The sequence below is a fragment of the Niallia circulans genome (genome assembly GCF_007273535.1).
GTDB lineage: Bacteria > Bacillota > Bacilli > Bacillales > Cytobacillaceae > Niallia > Niallia circulans_B.
In genome coordinates, this window is record NZ_RIBP01000004.1 from 2,359,052 (window position 1) to 2,377,877 (window position 18,826).

The 18,826-nt window shown below is 38.7% G+C and carries 19 protein-coding genes; 16 read left to right on the top strand and 3 right to left on the bottom strand.

Annotation, left to right across the window (positions count from 1 at the left end):
- Positions 1-311 precede the first annotated feature (311 nt).
- Both CEQ21_RS19560 and CEQ21_RS19565 read right to left on the bottom strand, forming a co-directional pair.
- Complete coding sequence (locus CEQ21_RS19560; protein ID WP_185765949.1) at positions 312-599, bottom strand: hypothetical protein; 288 nt, start codon at positions 597-599, stop codon at positions 312-314.
- A 395-nt stretch (positions 600-994) separates the two neighbouring features.
- Positions 995-1,315: a winged helix-turn-helix transcriptional regulator gene (locus tag CEQ21_RS19565; protein ID WP_127737526.1), complete on the bottom strand. Its 321-nt coding sequence runs from the start codon at positions 1,313-1,315 to the stop codon at positions 995-997.
- A 240-nt stretch (positions 1,316-1,555) separates the two neighbouring features.
- On the opposite strand from CEQ21_RS19565, the gene CEQ21_RS19570 reads away from it, so the two are divergent.
- From CEQ21_RS19570 to CEQ21_RS19640, 15 genes are all read left to right on the top strand, one after another.
- Positions 1,556-3,253 (top strand): NAD-dependent malic enzyme, encoded by a 1,698-nt coding sequence (locus CEQ21_RS19570; RefSeq protein WP_185765950.1) that lies wholly within the window; start codon positions 1,556-1,558, stop codon positions 3,251-3,253.
- 194 nt (positions 3,254-3,447) lie between these two features.
- A complete protein-coding gene (locus tag CEQ21_RS19575) occupies positions 3,448-4,404 on the top strand; it encodes an AEC family transporter (RefSeq protein ID WP_185765951.1) in 957 nt (318 codons plus the stop codon).
- A gap of 512 nt (positions 4,405-4,916) precedes the next feature.
- Positions 4,917-5,117, top strand: a complete 201-nt coding sequence (locus CEQ21_RS19580; RefSeq protein ID WP_127737529.1) for a cold-shock protein — start codon at positions 4,917-4,919, stop codon at positions 5,115-5,117.
- A gap of 90 nt (positions 5,118-5,207) precedes the next feature.
- Positions 5,208-5,930 carry a glycerophosphodiester phosphodiesterase gene (locus CEQ21_RS19585; RefSeq protein ID WP_185765952.1) on the top strand — a complete coding sequence of 241 codons (723 nt, stop codon included), beginning with the start codon at positions 5,208-5,210 and terminating at the stop codon, positions 5,928-5,930.
- 194 nt (positions 5,931-6,124) lie between these two features.
- Positions 6,125-7,762, top strand: a complete 1,638-nt coding sequence (locus CEQ21_RS19590; RefSeq protein ID WP_185765953.1) for a sigma 54-interacting transcriptional regulator — start codon at positions 6,125-6,127, stop codon at positions 7,760-7,762.
- A gap of 30 nt (positions 7,763-7,792) precedes the next feature.
- Positions 7,793-8,887, top strand: coding sequence for a butyrate kinase (buk, locus tag CEQ21_RS19595; protein ID WP_185765954.1), 1,095 nt, complete (start codon positions 7,793-7,795; stop codon positions 8,885-8,887).
- 5 nt (positions 8,888-8,892) lie between these two features.
- Positions 8,893-10,314: a dihydrolipoyl dehydrogenase gene (gene lpdA / locus CEQ21_RS19600; protein WP_185765955.1), complete on the top strand. Its 1,422-nt coding sequence runs from the start codon at positions 8,893-8,895 to the stop codon at positions 10,312-10,314.
- Positions 10,315-10,367: 53 nt separating this feature from the next.
- Positions 10,368-11,360 (top strand): thiamine pyrophosphate-dependent dehydrogenase E1 component subunit alpha, encoded by a 993-nt coding sequence (locus tag CEQ21_RS19605; RefSeq protein ID WP_127737914.1) that lies wholly within the window; start codon positions 10,368-10,370, stop codon positions 11,358-11,360.
- A 14-nt stretch (positions 11,361-11,374) separates the two neighbouring features.
- Positions 11,375-12,358: an alpha-ketoacid dehydrogenase subunit beta gene (locus CEQ21_RS19610; protein WP_185765956.1), complete on the top strand. Its 984-nt coding sequence runs from the start codon at positions 11,375-11,377 to the stop codon at positions 12,356-12,358.
- A 26-nt stretch (positions 12,359-12,384) separates the two neighbouring features.
- Complete coding sequence (locus tag CEQ21_RS19615) at positions 12,385-13,662, top strand: dihydrolipoamide acetyltransferase family protein (RefSeq protein WP_185765957.1); 1,278 nt, start codon at positions 12,385-12,387, stop codon at positions 13,660-13,662.
- 110 nt (positions 13,663-13,772) lie between these two features.
- Positions 13,773-14,210 (top strand): BrxA/BrxB family bacilliredoxin, encoded by a 438-nt coding sequence (locus tag CEQ21_RS19620; protein WP_185765958.1) that lies wholly within the window; start codon positions 13,773-13,775, stop codon positions 14,208-14,210.
- A gap of 240 nt (positions 14,211-14,450) precedes the next feature.
- Positions 14,451-15,221: a transporter substrate-binding domain-containing protein gene (locus tag CEQ21_RS19625; protein ID WP_185765959.1), complete on the top strand. Its 771-nt coding sequence runs from the start codon at positions 14,451-14,453 to the stop codon at positions 15,219-15,221.
- Between the two features lie 85 nt (positions 15,222-15,306).
- A complete protein-coding gene (locus CEQ21_RS19630) occupies positions 15,307-15,966 on the top strand; it encodes an amino acid ABC transporter permease (RefSeq protein WP_127737538.1) in 660 nt (219 codons plus the stop codon).
- Positions 15,959-16,681: an amino acid ABC transporter ATP-binding protein gene (locus tag CEQ21_RS19635; RefSeq protein ID WP_185765960.1), complete on the top strand. Its 723-nt coding sequence runs from the start codon at positions 15,959-15,961 to the stop codon at positions 16,679-16,681. Before CEQ21_RS19630 ends, CEQ21_RS19635 begins: the two co-directional genes overlap by 8 nt.
- 104 nt (positions 16,682-16,785) lie before the next feature.
- The gene (locus tag CEQ21_RS19640) at positions 16,786-17,298 is read left to right on the top strand and encodes a L,D-transpeptidase (protein ID WP_185765961.1); all 513 of its coding nucleotides are present in this window, start codon (positions 16,786-16,788) and stop codon (positions 17,296-17,298) included.
- 55 nt (positions 17,299-17,353) lie between these two features.
- Here CEQ21_RS19640 and prli42 read toward each other — a convergent pair whose 3' ends face one another.
- Complete coding sequence (gene prli42 / locus CEQ21_RS19645; RefSeq protein ID WP_185765962.1) at positions 17,354-17,449, bottom strand: stressosome-associated protein Prli42; 96 nt, start codon at positions 17,447-17,449, stop codon at positions 17,354-17,356.
- 161 nt (positions 17,450-17,610) lie between these two features.
- On the opposite strand from prli42, the gene CEQ21_RS19650 reads away from it, so the two are divergent.
- Positions 17,611-18,735 carry a tripeptidase T gene (locus CEQ21_RS19650; protein WP_185765963.1) on the top strand — a complete coding sequence of 375 codons (1,125 nt, stop codon included), beginning with the start codon at positions 17,611-17,613 and terminating at the stop codon, positions 18,733-18,735.
- Positions 18,736-18,826: the final 91 nt, after the last annotated feature.

Below are 18,826 nucleotides of genomic sequence, written 5' to 3' on the forward strand. Positions count from 1 at the left end.
GTAAGATGTTGATTATCCACAATGGTGCCTGGAGTGACCAAATAAATAAATATCCATACTAATCAGTTATTATTATTTGTAAAAGCACTTCCTGGTTATTGAGTTTGTAATGAACTTAATAAACAGGAAGTGCTTTTTTCTTTTTAAAATTTATTTTCTTTTTCGAATTACAACTGTTAGCGAACAAACAATCCATTCGCAAAGGATAATTTTCTAGGTGGTGTTTGTATATATGCACATCTTTTCATTCTTTTTTAATCAATAAAAAAAACGGCTTTAATAAGCCGCTAATTGTACTAACCGTATTAATATTAATTACTAGGTAAATATTTTTTATCCATTTTAACGGCAATAATAGCTAAAAACTTCTGTACGGTCATACTTTCCTCTGCTTTTGTGTACCAAGATAACTTAGAGCCATAATCTTGCCCATCATAATTTACGCTGCGGGGCGTATAGCTTTTTAATTTAGATGTTTCGGTGTAATCAAAATCAATAATTAAAAACTTGCCGTCTTGTGTTTCCATTTTAACAACATATCTAGGACGTGTGTAGTCAGGTTTGTACTTTGTCCCTATAATTTTAGCTTTAGTTCTCATAATGATCTCCTTTATCGGGATTAACACCTACCACAAGTAATAGTAGAGAAACAAGAAATTTACTAAAATTATTTAAAGTGCTTATGGACAAGCATACCATAGAAAATTTAATTAGTACATTTAAGGCGAAATATGGCTTCTTTAGGTTAGTAAAATCTTTTTCCCGTTCATAAGTAGAATGTGATAAACAGAGCAGCTGTAAAAGTTAGAGATTATTTTGCTCGATTCGAGCATAAAGGTCGTAATATAAGATAGAAAAAACTCCTTGCTTTCATAAGCACGGAGTTTTTATTTTGACGAAATAGAGTCCTGAAAATAGCTGGAAAATCCTTATGTAAGTAAAAAAAGTAAAAAAAGAGACCGTGTGTTAAAGCGGTCTCCAAGTTGGGCTGGAATTACATCCATTTTTTTGCCCATAATTCTACTACATCCAATGCTTTGCCTAGTTCATGGCCTTTTTTTGTTAAGGAATATTCGGTGCGTATCGGTCTTTCTGTAATAACATTGCGAATGACGATGCCGTGATGCTCAAGATCCTTAATTCGTTCATTAAGCATACGTTTGCTGAGATCTGGAATAAAGCTGTGGATTTCGCTGAATCGCTTCGGTTCATCCATCAGTGCATGAATAATAAGGCCAGTCCACTTCTTACTGATGAATTGGTACAGCTTCTCCACCTTTTCGCTTAAGTTACGCGGAGTCTTTTCTTCGCTCATTTCATTCATCCTCATTTTTTTAGTTATTAATGATAACCAATATATTATAAATAACATAGTTAAATAATTAAAAAAATCACCCTCACTTACATAATATCATATAAAACGGTTTCATTAAATTGGTTTGTGACAATTCTGTGGCAGTGACCGTTGACGAAGAAAAAATAGGGGAGTAATATCTGTAACGTAAATTAACCAGTTAACTTTAAGTAACCAAGTTGAAGGAAGAAGGAATAGAAGATGAGCAAAGTTATTTTCTTAGAAAAAGACGGTTCCATTCATACAGCATTGAAAGGTAAAGATGTTCTAGCAAATCCATTGCTGAACAAAGGAGTTGCCTTTACAGAAAAAGAAAGAGAGGAGCTTGGCCTAAACGGTATCTTGCCTCCGGCTGTGTTGACTCTTGAAGAGCAAGTGCAAAGAGCATATGAGCAATTCACATCAAAGTCGACTAATTTAGAGAAAAACAATTCATTAAATGATTTGTTTAATCGTAATGTCGTTTTATATTACAGACTTTTGACAGATCATTTAAGTGAAATGCTGCCAATCGTTTACACACCAACTGTTGGTCAATCCATCCAAGAATACAGCCATGAATACCATCGTCCAGGTGGAGTTTACTTATCTATTAATGATTTAGACGGTATTGAGCAAGCTCTTGCTAATACAGGCGCTTCTTCAGACGATATAGATTTGATCGTAGCAACAGACTCTGAGAGCATTTTAGGTATTGGTGACTGGGGCGTTGGCGGTATTAATATCGCAATCGGAAAATTAGCTGTTTATACTGCTGCAGCTGGTATCCATCCTAAACGTGTATTACCAGTAGTGCTTGATGCAGGTACAAATAATGAAAAACTAATTAACGACCCATTATATATCGGTAACCGTCATGAAAGAATTCGCGGTGAAAAATATAATCAGTTCATTGATGCTTATATCGAAAAATCCCTTGAAATGTTCCCGAATGCATTGCTGCACTGGGAAGATTTCGGTAATGTAAATGCTCGTCATATCATTGAAAAATATAAAGATAAAGTATTAACATTCAATGATGACATTCAAGGAACTGGTGCTGTTACATTGGCAGGTATTCTTTCAGGCCTGAAAATCAAAAATGAATCATTGAAGGACCAACGCATTCTAGTATTTGGACCAGGCGCTGCAGGTATTGGAAACGCAGACCAAATGAAAGATACTATGGTTCTTGCAGGTTTGACAGAGGAAGAAGCATGTGCAAGATTCTGGGCTGTCGATCATAGAGGTCTCTTAACAGATGGAATGGACGGAATTTTAAGCTTCCAAAAACCATATGTACGTCCTGAAGCTGAAGTTGCTGATTGGGAAAGAGAAAATGGCATCATTACATTAATGGAAACAGTTAAACATGTGAAGCCAACTATCTTAATTGGTACTTCAGGTGTTGCTGGTGCATTCACAGAAGCAATCGTTAAAGAAATGGCTAAACATGTGGAGCGTCCAATTATTATGCCAATGTCCAATCCAACTCACCTTGCAGAAGCAGTTCCTGCAGATTTGATTGAATGGACAGACGGTAAAGCATTAATCGCAACTGGAAGCCCATTTGATGCTGTCGAATATAAAGGTGTAAGCTACGAAATTGGACAATCCAATAATGCTTTCGTATTCCCAGGCCTTGGTCTTGGTTCGATTGTAGTTAAATCAAAATTAATCACAGACAGCATGTTTATTGCGTCTGCAGATGCAGTTGCGAAGCTTTGCGATACAAATAAAGAAGGAGCTTCCTTGCTTCCAAGCATTACGCAGCTTCGTGAAGTTTCCTATGAAGTAGCAGTTGCTGTTGCAAAAGCAGCGATTGCAGATGGTGTTGCACAAAGCGTTCCTGCAAATGTTGAGCAAGCAGTGAAGGATGCTATGTGGTATCCAGTATATAAAGATATCGAAGTACTATAAGAATAAAGTGTTCAAGAAGTAAGGCTTTAAAGGAGCGGCTTTTAATCGTAGATAATCGATTAAAAGCCGAGCTTATTGCCTTTAAGAGCAGTCTCACTTATTTTTTGAATGAATAAAAACCTACTTTTCTAATAGGTGAAGTAATAGTTTAATGAGCTTAGTTATAACACGCTATATTTTGGGGGATTTGAATTATGGGTATAGGTCAAATATTTATTATATTAATACCAATTTTCTTTGTCATTATTTTAGGATACTTGGCAGGATATTTTAAGAAGTTTGATGCAGCATCATCTAAAGGTCTGAACACACTTGTTACAAAGTTTGCATTGCCTGCGCATTTATTTGTCGGGATTACAACAACGTCTAAACAAACTTTAATTGATAAATGGCCGTTCTTTGTAACGATGTTCATTGGAATTATCGGCTTCTATATTGTTCTTTTACTGATTTCACGTTTCGTATTTAAAACAGCTACAACTCCAGCATCTATGTTTTCTTTAAATTCTACGCAACCATCCTTTGCATTTATGGGTATCCCTGTACTGGGGAGTATCTTTGGTGCAGATGCAGTAGCAATTCCTATTGCAATAACTGGTGTAGTAGTTAATGCTCTTCTTGATCCTTTGGCTAGTATTATTGGTACAATTGGCCAGTCAAGTGCCAATGCTAAGGAAAAGGGACAAAGCTTGTGGAAAGTAACGATTTCTTCTATTCTGCATGGATTGTCTGAACCACTTGCATGTGTACCGTTACTTGGTGTCGTTTTAATTCTTTGCGGTTTCCATTCACCAGACATATTGGCAGACAGCTTAGACGAAATTGGTTCAATCACTTCAGGTGCTGCTTTGTTTGCGATTGGTGTAACTATCGGTATCCGTAATATTAAGTTTAGTAAAATTGCCATCGGGATTGCCTTCATTAAAGCGATTATTCATCCATTAGCGATGGTTCTGATTGCTCTTATGATGGGATTATCGAAAACAGATATGACAAATGCCATTCTATTGGTTGCTTTCCCAGGATCAGCAGTTGCTGCCATGATTGCAACAAGATTTGAGACATTGGAAGCTGAAACAGCATCTTCCTTTGTCCTTAGTGCAATCCTTTCCTTAATTACATTACCAATCTTCTTATCTTGGTTAATGTGACGAACACAAAACGAGGTCGGGGCATAAATATATAAGCCTTAAGTCGAAACCGAACTATTTTATCGATAATAGTTCGGTTTTTTTATTTAGTGTTTTGTTAAAATCAATAATAGAAAATCTTAGTGCATTCGAGCGGAGGACACTCAAAGCTAGGGGCATCGGTAAATTACGAGTACGAGGATGCGCTCGCAATGAACCGTAAAACCATTCACCAATAATAAACAAAAGTGCTATGTTAGTTAGTTGCATTTTTTTTGTGTCTTTTGGGATGGTTAGTGATGTATGGTTCCAGCACCTTTTGGTTTTTTTATCATTGATTTTAATAAAAAGTGTAAAAATTATTAAGCTTTTTGTAAACTTTGATGGAAAAGTTTGCTTTCGGATGGTTTACCTGTTAATATAAAGGAGACTTATTTTTGTTCGAAGTATATAGTTAGGGAAAACATTCTTTATTATTATGGTAGAGCAAGGATAGTAATACATAGTGTGTGAAACACTTAGGAGGAAACAAAATGGCTACAGGTAAAGTAAAATGGTTCAACGCTGAAAAAGGATTTGGTTTCATCGAAACTTCAGAAGGACAAGATGTATTCGTACATTTCAGCGCTATTCAATCTGAAGGTTTCAAAACTTTGGATGAAGGACAAGAAGTTTCTTTTGACATAGAAGAAGGACAACGCGGACCTCAAGCTGCTAACGTTACTAAAGCTTAATTAACTTCAACAAAAAAAGACTCTAACTTTTGTTAGAGTCTTTTTTACTACAATTGAGTCTATATTATTCTAGTTTAGGAGTGTGTACCCATGACATTGATATTCGCCCATAGAGGTTACTCTGCACGTTTTCCTGAAAATACAATGAGAGCATTTACAGAGGCAGAAGGGTCTTTGGCAAACGGGATAGAATTGGATGTTCAACTGACAAAGGATGGCGAGATAGTCGTTATTCATGATGAAACAGTGGATCGTACGACAAATGGAACTGGATATGTAGTAGACTATAATTTTTCTGATTTAAGGAAATTACAAGCTTCCTATAAATTTACAGGCAGTAAAGTACAAATACCTTCATTAAGAGAAGTATTTGAATGGATGCAAGGCAACAAACTTTTATGCAATATAGAATTTAAAAATAATAATATCCCTTATGAAGGGCTGGAAGAGAAAACAATCGCACTTATAAGAGAATTTGGATTAAGTGACAGAATTATTTTTTCATCCTTTAATCATTACAGCATGGTTCACAGCTACCGGATTGCGCCTGACATAGAGACAGCGGTACTTATGTCTGACAGGATATATCAGCCGTGGATTTACGCAGGAGCAATGAAAGCAAAAGGAATCCATCCTAATTACAAAAGGATTACTACTGCTATGGTAGAGCAAGCTGAAAAAAATGGCATTCAGGTTAGACCATATACAGTGAACGATCCTAAAAAGATGAATGAATTCATTCAAGCAGGCATTTCAGCCATCATAACAGATGAACCGGTAGAAGCTAGAAGTATACTCGAAGCTTCCCGTTAATAGGATTGTGCGAACCTGTAAAAAGTTGCAGGTTCTTTTTATTTTTTATAATGTAAGCGTTCTAAAATAAGTAATTGTCTGAATAAATAAATATTAAGAAAAAATTTGCATGGATTTGCAAAAGTGTTTATAGTATAGATATGAAATAAATTGCACGGTAGAAAATATGATGATGCAAAAAGTGAGGTTTTGCAATGGATCTGTCTTATCAATCAATAGAGCAATCCATCTTTCAGGAATTAAAAGAAGCTGTCATCCTGATTGATAAACACGGTAAAATCGTTTGCTATAACCAACAGGCTAAAGTTGTTGCTCAAAGCCAGCACAACCGGGAATTATCGATGCATGCACATATTCTTGACGTATTTCCAAAAAGTGAACTGATGAGAGTTCTGCAGACAAAAAAGGCGGAAATAAGAAAAATATTTCGTTTAAGTGACAAGCTGTCTGTTCACGTATCCCGTTTTCCCCTTTTAGATAAAGGTGGAGAACTGCTCGGCGCAGCAGCTATCATACAACAGGACGGAGCTTCTGCAGAAAACAACTGGCAGATTGATGAATACATACAAGAAGGAATGCAGACAGTTCTGCAACATACATCACAGGCTTTTGTAATTTTGAATGAACAAGGATTTACTATCTTGCAAAATCCTGCACACGAGAATTTTTTGCTCACGCTGCAAAAAGACAGCGGAGCAGAAGCTGTTTGGAAACAGAAGCTAGAAGAGGTTTGTAAGAAGACATTGCAAACAAGACGGATGGTCGAAGAGAAGATAAGGGGCAAATCAATTGAAGGCAGTATTAAATGTCTTCCTAACTTGATAGATGGCGTGCTAAGGGGCTGTATTCTGTTCATTGACCATAATGTGGAGCAAGCAGAGCTCAGGAAAAAACTAGAGCAATCAAGAAGAATAATTCGCGCTTTGGAAACGCAGAGCAGATTCAAGGATTTTACAATAAATTCTCCGAGAATGAAAATGGCGGTCCAGCAAGCGAAAATTGCTGCAGACATGGATTATCCCGTTTTTTTGAGAGGGGCTGCAGGAACAGGCAAGAAGATGCTTGCTAATGCTATCCATAATGACGGAAAAAGAAAATATCAAGCATTTACTGCTGTTGATTGTTTGAAGGATGAGCAAAAGCTTGCAGACTATTTGGGCAGGATGAGTAGCAAGGATATTTCCAGTCATCCGCAAGGAACCGTCTATTTTAAAAATATTACAGCTTTATCTTTGACCAAGCAAATGCAGCTGCATCAAATTGTTCTTAACAGTCAGGAAAATGCGGCTGTCTACCGTTTGATTGTTTCTTCTGATGTAAATGTAGAAACAGCTATGCTAGATGGAGCCTTTCAAAAAGAGCTTTATTATGACCTGCTGCAAACAAGCATCCATATGCCAGCATTAAAAGAAAGAAAAGAAGACATCGCTCCACTTGTTAAAGAGTGGATTCAGATTGGCAATGAGGAATACGGAAGCTGTATAACATCGATTGACCCAGCAGCAATGGAAGTGCTGCAAAATTTTCCATACAATAATAATTTTAAGGAATTGCGGGCAAGTTTAGAGCATTCACTAGCAAAATTAGATAGAGGGATTACTACTTTAAGTGAAAGTCATCTTGCTTTTTTCGCAAATGCCAAGAACAGCCATGCAGAAAGCAATCCTGAGATTGGGGATAAGCCTCTTTCTGAACTGGTCGAAGAATATGAAAAGGTCATTATACAAAAAACAATGGCTGAGCTTGATGGAAACAAGACGCTTACCGCAAAAAAATTAGGTTTATCCGTTCGGAATTTATATTATAAATTGGAAAAATATCAATTAAACTAGCTGCTTATAAACAAAGGAGGATTGTCAAAGATGAAGAAAAAGCATCGCATATTAATCATAAATCCGAAAGCAGACCTAACGGCTATTGCATTATATGAGAATGAAGTACCCATCTTTGAACAATCTATCATACAGGAGGATACAAAAAGTTATCCTGCTGTCTCCCTTCAAGCACCAGCTCGGACCAAGAAAATTCTTGATTTTCTTTTGTCAGAAGGCATTAACCTTTCGAAAATTAATGCTGTTGCCGGCAGAGGCGGGCTGTTAAAGCCAATCAAAGGCGGTACATACATGGTTAACGACGAGATGCTAGAAGATTTGAAAGCTGGTGAAAGAGGAGAGCATGCCTCCAATTTGGGAGGAATTATTGCTGCAGAGATTGCTGGTGGATTGAATATCCCGGCATTCATTGTAGATCCTGTTGTCGTTGATGAGCTAGATGATGTTGCAAGGATATCAGGTTATCCGCTCATCTCAAGAAAAAGTGTATTTCATGCACTGAATCATAAAGCGTGCGGAAGAAGAGCTGCCATGGAGCTCGGCAAGCGCTATGAGGACTGTCATTTTATTGTGGCGCATCTTGGCGATGGTATAACGATAGGAGCACATAAGCAAGGCAAGGTTATTGACGTGAATAATGGATTAAATGGAGAAGGGCCTTTCAGTCCTGAAAGAGCAGGCAGTCTCCCACACGGAGATTTGATTGACCTTTGTTATTCAGGTAAATACAGCTACAAGGAAATGAAAGAGCAATTGCTGTACCATGCAGGGATTTCAGGCTATTTAAATAAGAAGGATCTCAGCCAATTAGAGGAAGGCATGAAGGGTGGGAGCGAGCAGGATGAACTCGTTTTCCGTGCATTAGCGTATCAAGTAGCGAAGGAGATCGGGAGTGCGAGCACAGTCCTGTCAGGTCGAATTGACGCGATAATTTTAACTGGGGTGATGGCATACAGCCATTTACTCGTTGAGGAAGTTGTCAAAAGAATAAATTGGATTGCAGATGTGTTTACATATCCAGGTGAAAATGACATGCAATCACTTGCGAACGGCTGTTTACGTGTGCTTCGCGGTGAAGAGCAAGCAAAAGAATATACACATAAAGTTGGAGTAACAGGAGAGTGAATGATATGGCTAATGAATATGATTTAGTTATTTTAGGAGGAGGTACTGGCGGCTATGTTGCCGCAATTCGCGCCTCTCAATTAGGTCTTAAAACAGCCATCGTCGAAAAAGGCAAGCTTGGCGGAACATGCCTGCATAATGGCTGTATCCCAAGCAAAGCATTATTGAGAAGTGCAGAAGTTTATGCCACTACAAAAAAAGCAGAGGACTTTGGTGTACTTACTAGCGATGTGAGTCTTGACTTTGGAAAAGTCCAAGCGAGAAAGGCTGGGATTGTCCAAAAGCTTCATAGTGGTGTGCAATATTTAATGAAAAAAGGCAAAATAGACGTTTATGAAGGAAATGGAAGAATCCTTGGTCCTTCCATCTTCTCACCAATACCAGGAACCATCTCGGTGGAAATGAATAATGGAGAAGAAAATGAAATGCTGCTTCCGAAAAACGTCATTGTTTCTACTGGTTCAAGACCAAATACATTGCCAGGACTAGATATTGATGGTAAGTATGTTCTCAGCTCTGAGGAAGCATTGAAAATGGAGGAGCTACCTAAATCAATTCTTATCGTCGGCGGCGGTGTTATTGGAGTGGAATGGGCTTCTATGCTTGCTGATTTTGATGTCGATGTTACGGTGATTGAATACAGTAACACAATTATTCCGACAGAAGATAAAGAAATTAGCTTAGAGCTGAAAAAACAGCTTGAAAAGAAGGGTGTTAAGGTCGTCACAGGTGCTAAAGTACTGCCTGAGACAGTGGAGAAAAAAGAGCAAGTTTCCATCCAAGCCGAATTAAAGGGCGAAAAGGTATTTTTTGCTGCTGAAAAGCTGCTTGTGTCGGTTGGAAGAATTGGCAATGTAGAAGGCATTGGGTTAGAGAATACAGATATTATTGTGAACAATAATAAAATAGAAGTAAATGACCATTTCCAAACAAAGGAATCACATATTTACGCGATTGGAGATGTAATCGGTGGTCTGCAGCTTGCCCATGTTGCTTCTCACGAAGGGATGAAGGCTGTTGAGCATATTGCAGGAATGACGCCTGAGCGTCTCGATTACCAAAAAATCGCCAAATGTATTTATACACATCCTGAAGTAGCAAGCATTGGCTATTCGGAAGAAGAGGCTATTGCAAAGGGCTTTGAGGTGAAAAAAGGGAAGTTCTCCTTCCAAGCAATCGGAAAGGCGTTAGTATATGGCGAACAAGAAGGCTTTGTCAAAATAATCGCAGACCGTCAAACAGATGACATATTAGGTGTTCATATTATTGGTCCACATGCGACAGATATGATTTCAGAAGCGGCACTAGCGACGGTGCTTGACGCGGCTCCGTGGGAAATTGGAGCAACCATACATCCTCACCCGACATTGTCGGAAGCAATCGGAGAGGCTGCGCTTGCAGTCGATGGAAAGGAGATACACGGATGATGCAAATAGTAGGGGATAATAAAGTAAGACAAGGAAATGTAGGAGGTAATAAAATGGTAGAAAAACGCCATTTACAGGCAGGATTAACAGATGAGCAAGTACTTGAAATGTATAGATATATGCTTTTGGCACGCCGTATTGATGAAAGAATGTGGCTGTTAAATCGTTCAGGTAAAATTCCATTCGTTGTTTCATGCCAAGGGCAAGAAGCAGCTCAGGTAGGTACAGCATTTGCTTTTGACAGGGCGAAGGATTATTCACTGCCGTATTATCGTGATTTAGGGGTTGTGCTTGCATTCGGACAAACACCAAAGGAAATTATGCTTCAAGGGTTTGCTAAGGCAGAGGATCCGAACTCAGGCGGCAGACAAATGCCAGGACATTTCGGGCAAAAGAAAAACCGGATCGTAACTGGTTCTTCACCTGTAACGACACAGGTTCCGCATGCTGTCGGAATTGCATTGGCAGGAAAAATCGAGAAAAAAGACTTTGTTACATATGTAAGCTTTGGAGAAGGATCTTCCAATCAGGGTGATTTCCATGAAGGAGCCAATTTTGCTGGAGTGCATAAACTTCCTGTCATTTTCGTTTGCGAAAATAATAAATATGCTATTTCTGTTCCAATTGAAAAGCAATTGGCTTGTGAAAATGTTTCTGATAGAGCAATCGGCTACGGCATGCCTGGTTATACAGTCGATGGTAATGATCCAATCGAAGTATACCGTGTCACAAAAGAAGCAGTTGACAGAGCAAGAAGAGGCGAAGGACCAACTTTAATTGAGACAGTTTCATACCGCTTAACGCCTCACTCTTCTGACGATGATGATAGAGCATATAGAGGCCGTGAAGAAGTGGCAGAAGCAAAAGCGAAGGACCCAGTGATTACATTCAAGCAATACTTATTAGACACAGGTGTTCTGACAGAAGATATGGATAAAGAGCTTAATGCTGACATGATGCAAATCATTGATGATGCAACAGAATACGCAGAAAAAGCTCCATATGCAAAACCTGAAGATGCGATGAATTATGTGTACGGGAATTAAGGGGGAAAGAAATAATGGCAGTTATTTCATATATTGATGCAGTTACAATGGCCATCAGAGAAGAGATGGAAAGAGATGATAAGGTATTTATTTTAGGTGAGGATGTTGGCGTTAAAGGCGGCGTATTTAAGGCAACAACCGGATTATATGAACAGTTCGGTGAAGCAAGAGTTATTGATGCACCACTTGCAGAATCTGCGATTGCAGGTGTCGGCATCGGTGCAGCAATGTACGGAATGAAGCCTATTGCTGAGATGCAATTTGCTGATTTCATTATGCCGGCAGTTAACCAAATAGTCTCAGAGGCGGCGAAAATCCGTTATCGTTCTAACAATGACTGGACTTGTCCAATTGTTATTCGTGCACCATACGGCGGAGGCATCCATGGCGCTCTTTATCATTCCCAATCAGTAGAAGCAATGTTTGCGAACACACCAGGATTGAAAATTGTTATGCCTTCTACACCTTATGATGTGAAGGGGTTATTAAAAGCAGCTGTCCGCGATCCTGATCCTGTATTGTTCTTTGAACATAAACGTGCCTATCGTTTAATTAAAGGTGAAGTACCGGATGATGATTATGTGCTGCCAATCGGCAAGGCAGATGTAAAGCGTGAAGGCGAGGATATCACCGTCATTACATACGGATTGTGCGTCCATTTCGCTCTACAGGCAGCAGAAAAGCTTGCTGAAGACGGGATTTCTGCACATGTATTGGATTTACGCACTGTTTATCCGCTTGATCAAGAAGCAATTATTGAGGCTGCTTCAAAAACAGGTAAAGTACTCCTGATTACAGAGGACAACAAAGAAGGAAGTATCATCAGTGAAGTTGCAGCGATTATTGCTGAAAATTGCCTATTTGACTTAGATGCGCCGATTATGAGACTTGCAGGTCCAGATGTTCCAGCAATGCCTTATGCACCGACAATGGAAAAACACTTCATTATCAGCCCAGAAAAAGTCGAAGCTGCAATGCGCAAGCTGGCAGAATTTTAATTGGCTAAAGGATAAGGAGGGATACTATGTCCAGTGAAAAAATAACAATGCCAAAGCTTGGCGAAAGTGTAACAGAAGGAACAATCAGCAAATGGCTGGTTTCTGTCGGTGACACTGTCAAGAAGTATGAACCATTGGCTGAGGTTATGACCGATAAAGTAAATGCAGAAATACCATCATCCTTTACAGGGAGTGTAAAGGAGCTGATTGCAGGTGAAGGAGATACACTACAGGTTGGTGAAGTCATCTGTATCCTTGATGTCGAAGGAGAAGAGGAAGTAACAGTAGTGACCCCAAGCCAGCAAAAGGATGAGAGCAGCAAGGAAGAGAAATCTGTTTCTAATAAAGCTAGATATTCTCCAGCTGTGCTCCGTCTGTCACAAGAAGCGGGTCTTGATCTGAGCCAGATAAAAGGCACAGGAATGGGCGGGAGAATTACAAGGAAGGACGTCCAAGCTGCTATTAGCGGCGGACAGAAGCCAAAGCAAGATTTGCAGGTACCTACAAAAGCACCAGTCGTGCAAATGGAAGTACAATCAGAGCCTGTCGTAACACAAGCACCTACCCAGCAACAGGAGCCAGTCGTGCAAATACAAACAGCTCCTGGTGATGTGGAGATTCCTGTGACTGGAATCCGCAAGGCTATTGCTGCCAATATGAAAAAGAGCAAGCATGATATACCGCATGCATGGACGATGATTGAAGTGGATGCAACGAAACTGGTGAATTACCGCAATGAAGTGAAGGATTCCTTCAAAAAGGACGAAGGCTATAATCTTACATATTTTGCGTTCTTTGTTAAGGCGGTTGCCCAAACACTGAAGGAATTTCCGGAAATCAACTCAACATGGGCTGGTGATAAAATTATCCGCAAAAAGGATATTAATATCTCCATCGCTGTTGCGACAGAAGATGCTTTATACGTACCAGTGATTAAAAACGCAGATGAAAAGTCACTAAAAGGAATTGCCAGAGAAATTACAGAGCTTGCTGCTAAAGCAAGAAAAGGTACATTGCAGCTTCACGAAATGGAAGGCGGTACCTTTACGGTCAATAATACTGGTTCATTCGGTTCTATTCAGTCAATGGGGATTATCAATCATCCGCAAGCAGCCATTTTACAAGTAGAATCAATTGTGAAAAGACCTGTTATTAAGGACGGCATGATTGCGATTAGTGATATGGTGAATTTATGCATGTCACTTGATCACCGTGTGCTTGACGGGTTAGTGTGCGGAAGATTTATGCAGCGTTTGAAGGAAAGACTCGAAAACACTACAAAAGAATCAACGCCAATCTATTAATCGGATGCAAACATATTAATTGAAAGTTAATCGTCAATTGATAATAATAAGATATGATGAGTGATTTGGACAATTATGTTCTAAACAAATATATCGGAGGGGGCAAAATAATGAATATCGATTTCAATTTATTCATGAACGATGTTGTTCGCCAAGCACGCCAAGACATGGAAGAAGCAGGTTATACAGAGCTTACTACACCTGAATCAGTGGATGAGGCATTCGCTAAAAAAGGAACAACATTAGTGTTGGTTAATTCTGTTTGCGGATGTGCAGGAGGGATTGCACGTCCAGCTGCTGGATATTCGTTGCATTATAAAAAGAAACCAGATCATTTAGTGACTGTTTTCGCAGGCCAGGATAAGGAAGCAACAGAAACAGCGAGAGCCTACTTCACAGGATATCCGCCATCCTCGCCGTCCTTCGCATTATTAAAAGATGGGCAAATTGTAAAAATGGTAGAGCGCCACGAAATCGAAGGGCATGACCCAATGGAAGTAGTCGGCAAACTGCAGCATGCGTTTGAAGAATATTGTGACGAAGTATAACTCTGAATACTAAGACAAAAAGCAGTGGAGAAAATCCTCTGCTTTTTTCTTTGAAAACTTTTTCAGAAAAATAGTTCTATTCTATCTATCAGAAATTTATTTTTTTAATGAATTTGTATAAAGTGTATTGAATAATTATAAGTTTGTGTTAAAATTCATATAGTTGTATGAATATAAATCTCATGAGAAAAGAAAATCAACGCGAAAATACATCATTATGATTATAGGGGGAAAACTTTAATGAAGAAACTAATGGCACTTATGCTGTTGATGATAGCGATTTTAGCAGGTTGTGGTACAAGCGCAGATGATAAAAACAGTGATGGATCTGAAAAGAAAGAGCTTATTATGGGTACATCTGCTGACTATCCTCCTTTTGAATACATCGATTCAGCGAAAAGTGAAGAAATCATCGGATTTGATATTGACTTAGCAAATGCACTTGGTGAAAAACTAGGCTATACAATTAAAGTAAAAGATTTTGATTTCAGCGGCTTGATTCCAGCAATCCAAGCAGGTCAAGTAGACTTGGTAATGTCAGGAATGTCTCCAACACCTGAAAGAAAAGAAAATGTTGATTTCAGTGACATCTACTATACGGCTCAAGACTTAGTAATCACGAAAAAAGACAGCAACATCAACAGTGTAGAAGATTTAAAAGGTAAAACAATCGGCGTACAGCTTGCATCGATCCAAGAAGATGCTGCGAAAGAAATTGCAAAAAACGTGGATGTGAAAGTGGAAAACCGTGACCGTATTCCGCAATTGGTAGAAGAAATTAAAGCTGGCAGATTCGATGCTGCAATCATTGAAGATGTAGTAGCACAGGGATACTTGAAGAAGGATGATTCTTTAAGCTCATTTACTGCAACAGAGGCAAATGATGATGCAGGTTCTGCAATTGCCTTCCCGAAAGACAGTTCAATGACAGAAGAGTTCAACACTGAATTGAATAAAATGAAAGAAAACGGCGAATTAGATAAGTTAATTGTTAAATGGTTTGGTAACTAATATAAATAAATAGCTTAAATAAGAAAAACGTTTAAAGAGGCACTCTTTAACGTTTTCTTATTTTTTGAAAGGATTGAGTTATAGAATGGAATTGGATTTTCAACAGTTTATTCCATCCCTTCCTTTTCTATTAAAAGGAATTACTGTTACATTAAAAATTGTATTTGTTGCCGGGATTTTGGGCTTTGTATTAGGTATTGTTCTATCAATTTTAAAAATAAGCAAATTTCCAGTATTAAGCTGGATTGCTGATGCGTATACGTCTATTTTTAGAGGAACACCGCTTGTCCTTCAATTAATGATTATTTATTACGGTACACCGCAGATTACTGGTGTACAAATTGAACCGGCAGCAGCTGCAATTCTGTCATTTGGATTAAACTCTGCAGCATATATTTCTGAAATTATCCGTGCAGGGATTCTTGCTGTTGATAAAGGTCAGAAAGAAGCAGCACTTGCTCTTGGAGTTAACAACAGACAGGCAATGTTTGATTTAATCCTTCCCCAAGCACTGAAAAATATTTTTCCAGCACTTATAAATGAGGCAGTATCTCTGACAAAAGAATCAGCGATTGTTACTGTTATTGGTGTTACGGATATTATGAGACGAGCTTATATAATGGGTGGAGACAAATTTTCTTATTTCGAACCATTATTGTTGGCAGGGGTAATTTATTATGTAATGGTAATGGTGCTGACATTGCTTGCGAAGGTTCTTGAAAGGAGAATGAGAAGAAGTGATTAATGTTCAACAATTGCATAAATCATTCGGTTCCTTACATGTCTTGAAAGGAATCTCAACAGAAATAAAAAAAGGCGAGGTTGTGACAATTATTGGACCATCTGGTTCTGGTAAATCCACTTTCCTGCGCTGCTTGAATTTATTAGAGGTGCCTACTGAGGGTAAAATTTTCATTGATAATGTGGAAGTTACTGCTAAGAAGGCTAACATAAAAAAAATGAGAGAAAATGTCGGCATGGTGTTTCAGCATTTTCATCTTTTCCCGCATAAGACTGTTTTGCAAAACGTTACGTATGCACCGATTAAAGTAAAAGGCATCAGCAAATCAGAGGCTGAAAAGCTTGGAATGGAATTGCTCACAAAAGTCGGCTTGGCTGAAAAAGCAAATGAATACCCAAGTCGTCTGTCAGGCGGACAAAAACAAAGGGTAGCCATTGCCAGAGCGCTTGCAATGAATCCTGAGGTTATTTTGTTCGATGAACCAACTTCAGCTCTTGACCCTGAAATGGTTAAAGAAGTTTTGGAAGTTATGAAGTCACTTGCGAATACAGGTATTACCATGCTGATTGTGACACATGAAATGGGATTTGCCAGAGAAGCTGCAAGCCGAGTTCTGTTTCTTGATGAAGGATCAGTTGTTGAGGATGCACCACCTGCTGAGTTTTTCTCCAATCCAAAAAGTGCCAGAGCAAAAGAATTTTTGGAAAAAATGCTATAATATCAAAAGCTGTCTTGATACAAGACAGCTTTTTTTTCGTCTTACAAAAACTCGTATAAAAACGAAATGCAAGCACACACTAGTAACTAAAAAGGGTGGGTGCAATGCTGAAATTATTGGCAGGTCTGCTGCTGGGATTATCCCCGCTTTGGCCTCTTGGAGATAATCCCCTGCCAGGAGATCCATTCCTTATCATCAACAAAAGTACAAATGAATTGACTGTAATTGATGATAACCGAGTGCAGACCGTTATTAGTGTCGCGACAGGGAAAAGGGATGAGCTGACACCAGAAGGCTTATTCACCGTCACAGTAAAAGCAGAGAATCCTTATTACCGAAAGAAGAATATTTTGGGCGGAGATATAAAAAACCCACTTGGCACGAGATGGATTGGATTTGATGCTGAAGGAACAGACGGAAGAACATATGGAATTCACGGGACAAATAATCCCGCTTCCATTGGGTCTTATGTGTCAGAAGGTTGCGTAAGAATGCAAAATGAGGTTATTGAATCCATTTTTCAAACAGTACCACTTGGAACGAAAGTATTAATTACTGATTCCAAACAAGGCTCAGAGGCTTTAGCGATTGATTACGGTGCAATTAATCAAAAATGAGTTAGATAATAAAAAAAGCTGATTTTAGCCTAATAGCGCTAAAATCAGCTTTTTTTTAGAAAAGCATACCTATACCAATCAGCAAGGTTGATATCAACATGATGAAAATCATTAAGTAGACAACGAATTTCTGAAATTTTTTATTTCTCATAAATTCCTCCAATTACTCTCTCTATGTCCTTTTATTTTACTAGGAAAAGCATAAAGTAACAACTATAAAGAAATTTCCAACAAACTTAGAGATTATATTTCAAACATTTGCTACTTTAGGTGTATACTAATAAAGTGAGTAATTATTTGGAGGAACGAAATATGATTAATAATGAACGTTTATTAAACCAATTTTTGGAGCTTGTACAGGTTGATTCTGAAACAAAATATGAAAAAGAGATTTGTGCATTGCTTAAAGGTAAATTCGAGGCACTTGGCTTAGAGGTGTTTGAAGATGATACAACAGCAGTAACTGGCCATGGCGCAGGAAACTTGATTTGTACCCTTCCAGGTACTGTCGAGGGAGCAGATCCGATTTATTTCACTTCGCATATGGATACTGTAGTACCAGGTGTTGGCATTAAGCCTTCTATTAAGGATGGTTATGTCGTAACAGACGGCACGACTATTTTAGGTGCTGACGATAAAGCAGGTCTTGCAGTTATGCTGGAGGTTATCACTGTTTTAAAAGAGCAGTCTATTTTGCATGGTACGATTCAGTTTGTTATAACAGTTGGGGAAGAGTCAGGTTTGGTTGGTGCAAAAGCTCTTGACCCATCATTGGTTAAGGCTAAATACGGCTATGCATTAGACAGTGATGGAAAAGTTGGGAATATTGTCGTTGCTGCACCAACACAAGCAAAAGTGAAAGCAACAATCCTTGGAAAAACAGCGCATGCTGGTGTAGCACCAGAAAAAGGTATTTCCGCTATTACCATAGCGTCAAAGGCGATTTCTAAGATGCCGCTTGGCAGAATAGACAGTGAAACAACAGCGAATATTGGGCGTTTCGAAGGCGGACAGCAAACAAATATCGTTTGTGATCATGTGGATATATTAGCAGAAGCTCGTTCCTTGATTGCTGAGAAAATGGAAGCTCAAGTGGAAAAGATGAAGAATGCATTTGAGTCTGCTGCAAAAGAAATGGGCGGCCAGGCGATTGTCGATGTGGAAGTGATGTATCCAGGCTTTAAGTTCGGTGAAGGAGACCATGTTGTTGAGGTTGCTCGTAAAGCTGCAGCAAAAATCGGCAGAAGCTGTGAATTACAGCAAAGCGGTGGCGGCAGTGATGCTAATGTCATTTGTGGTTTTGGCATACCTACAGTGAACCTTGCTGTTGGCTATGAGGAAATACATACAACAAATGAAAGAATGCCGATCGAAGAATTAAATAAATTGGCAGAAATGGTTGTAGCAATCATCGAAGAAGTTGCAGCAAATAAATAATTGATAGAAGCACTTCCCCTTTTATGGGGAAGGCTTTTTTTCTTTGATTTACTATCCAGAAATAATAGTCGGAATATTGAAGAATAATATG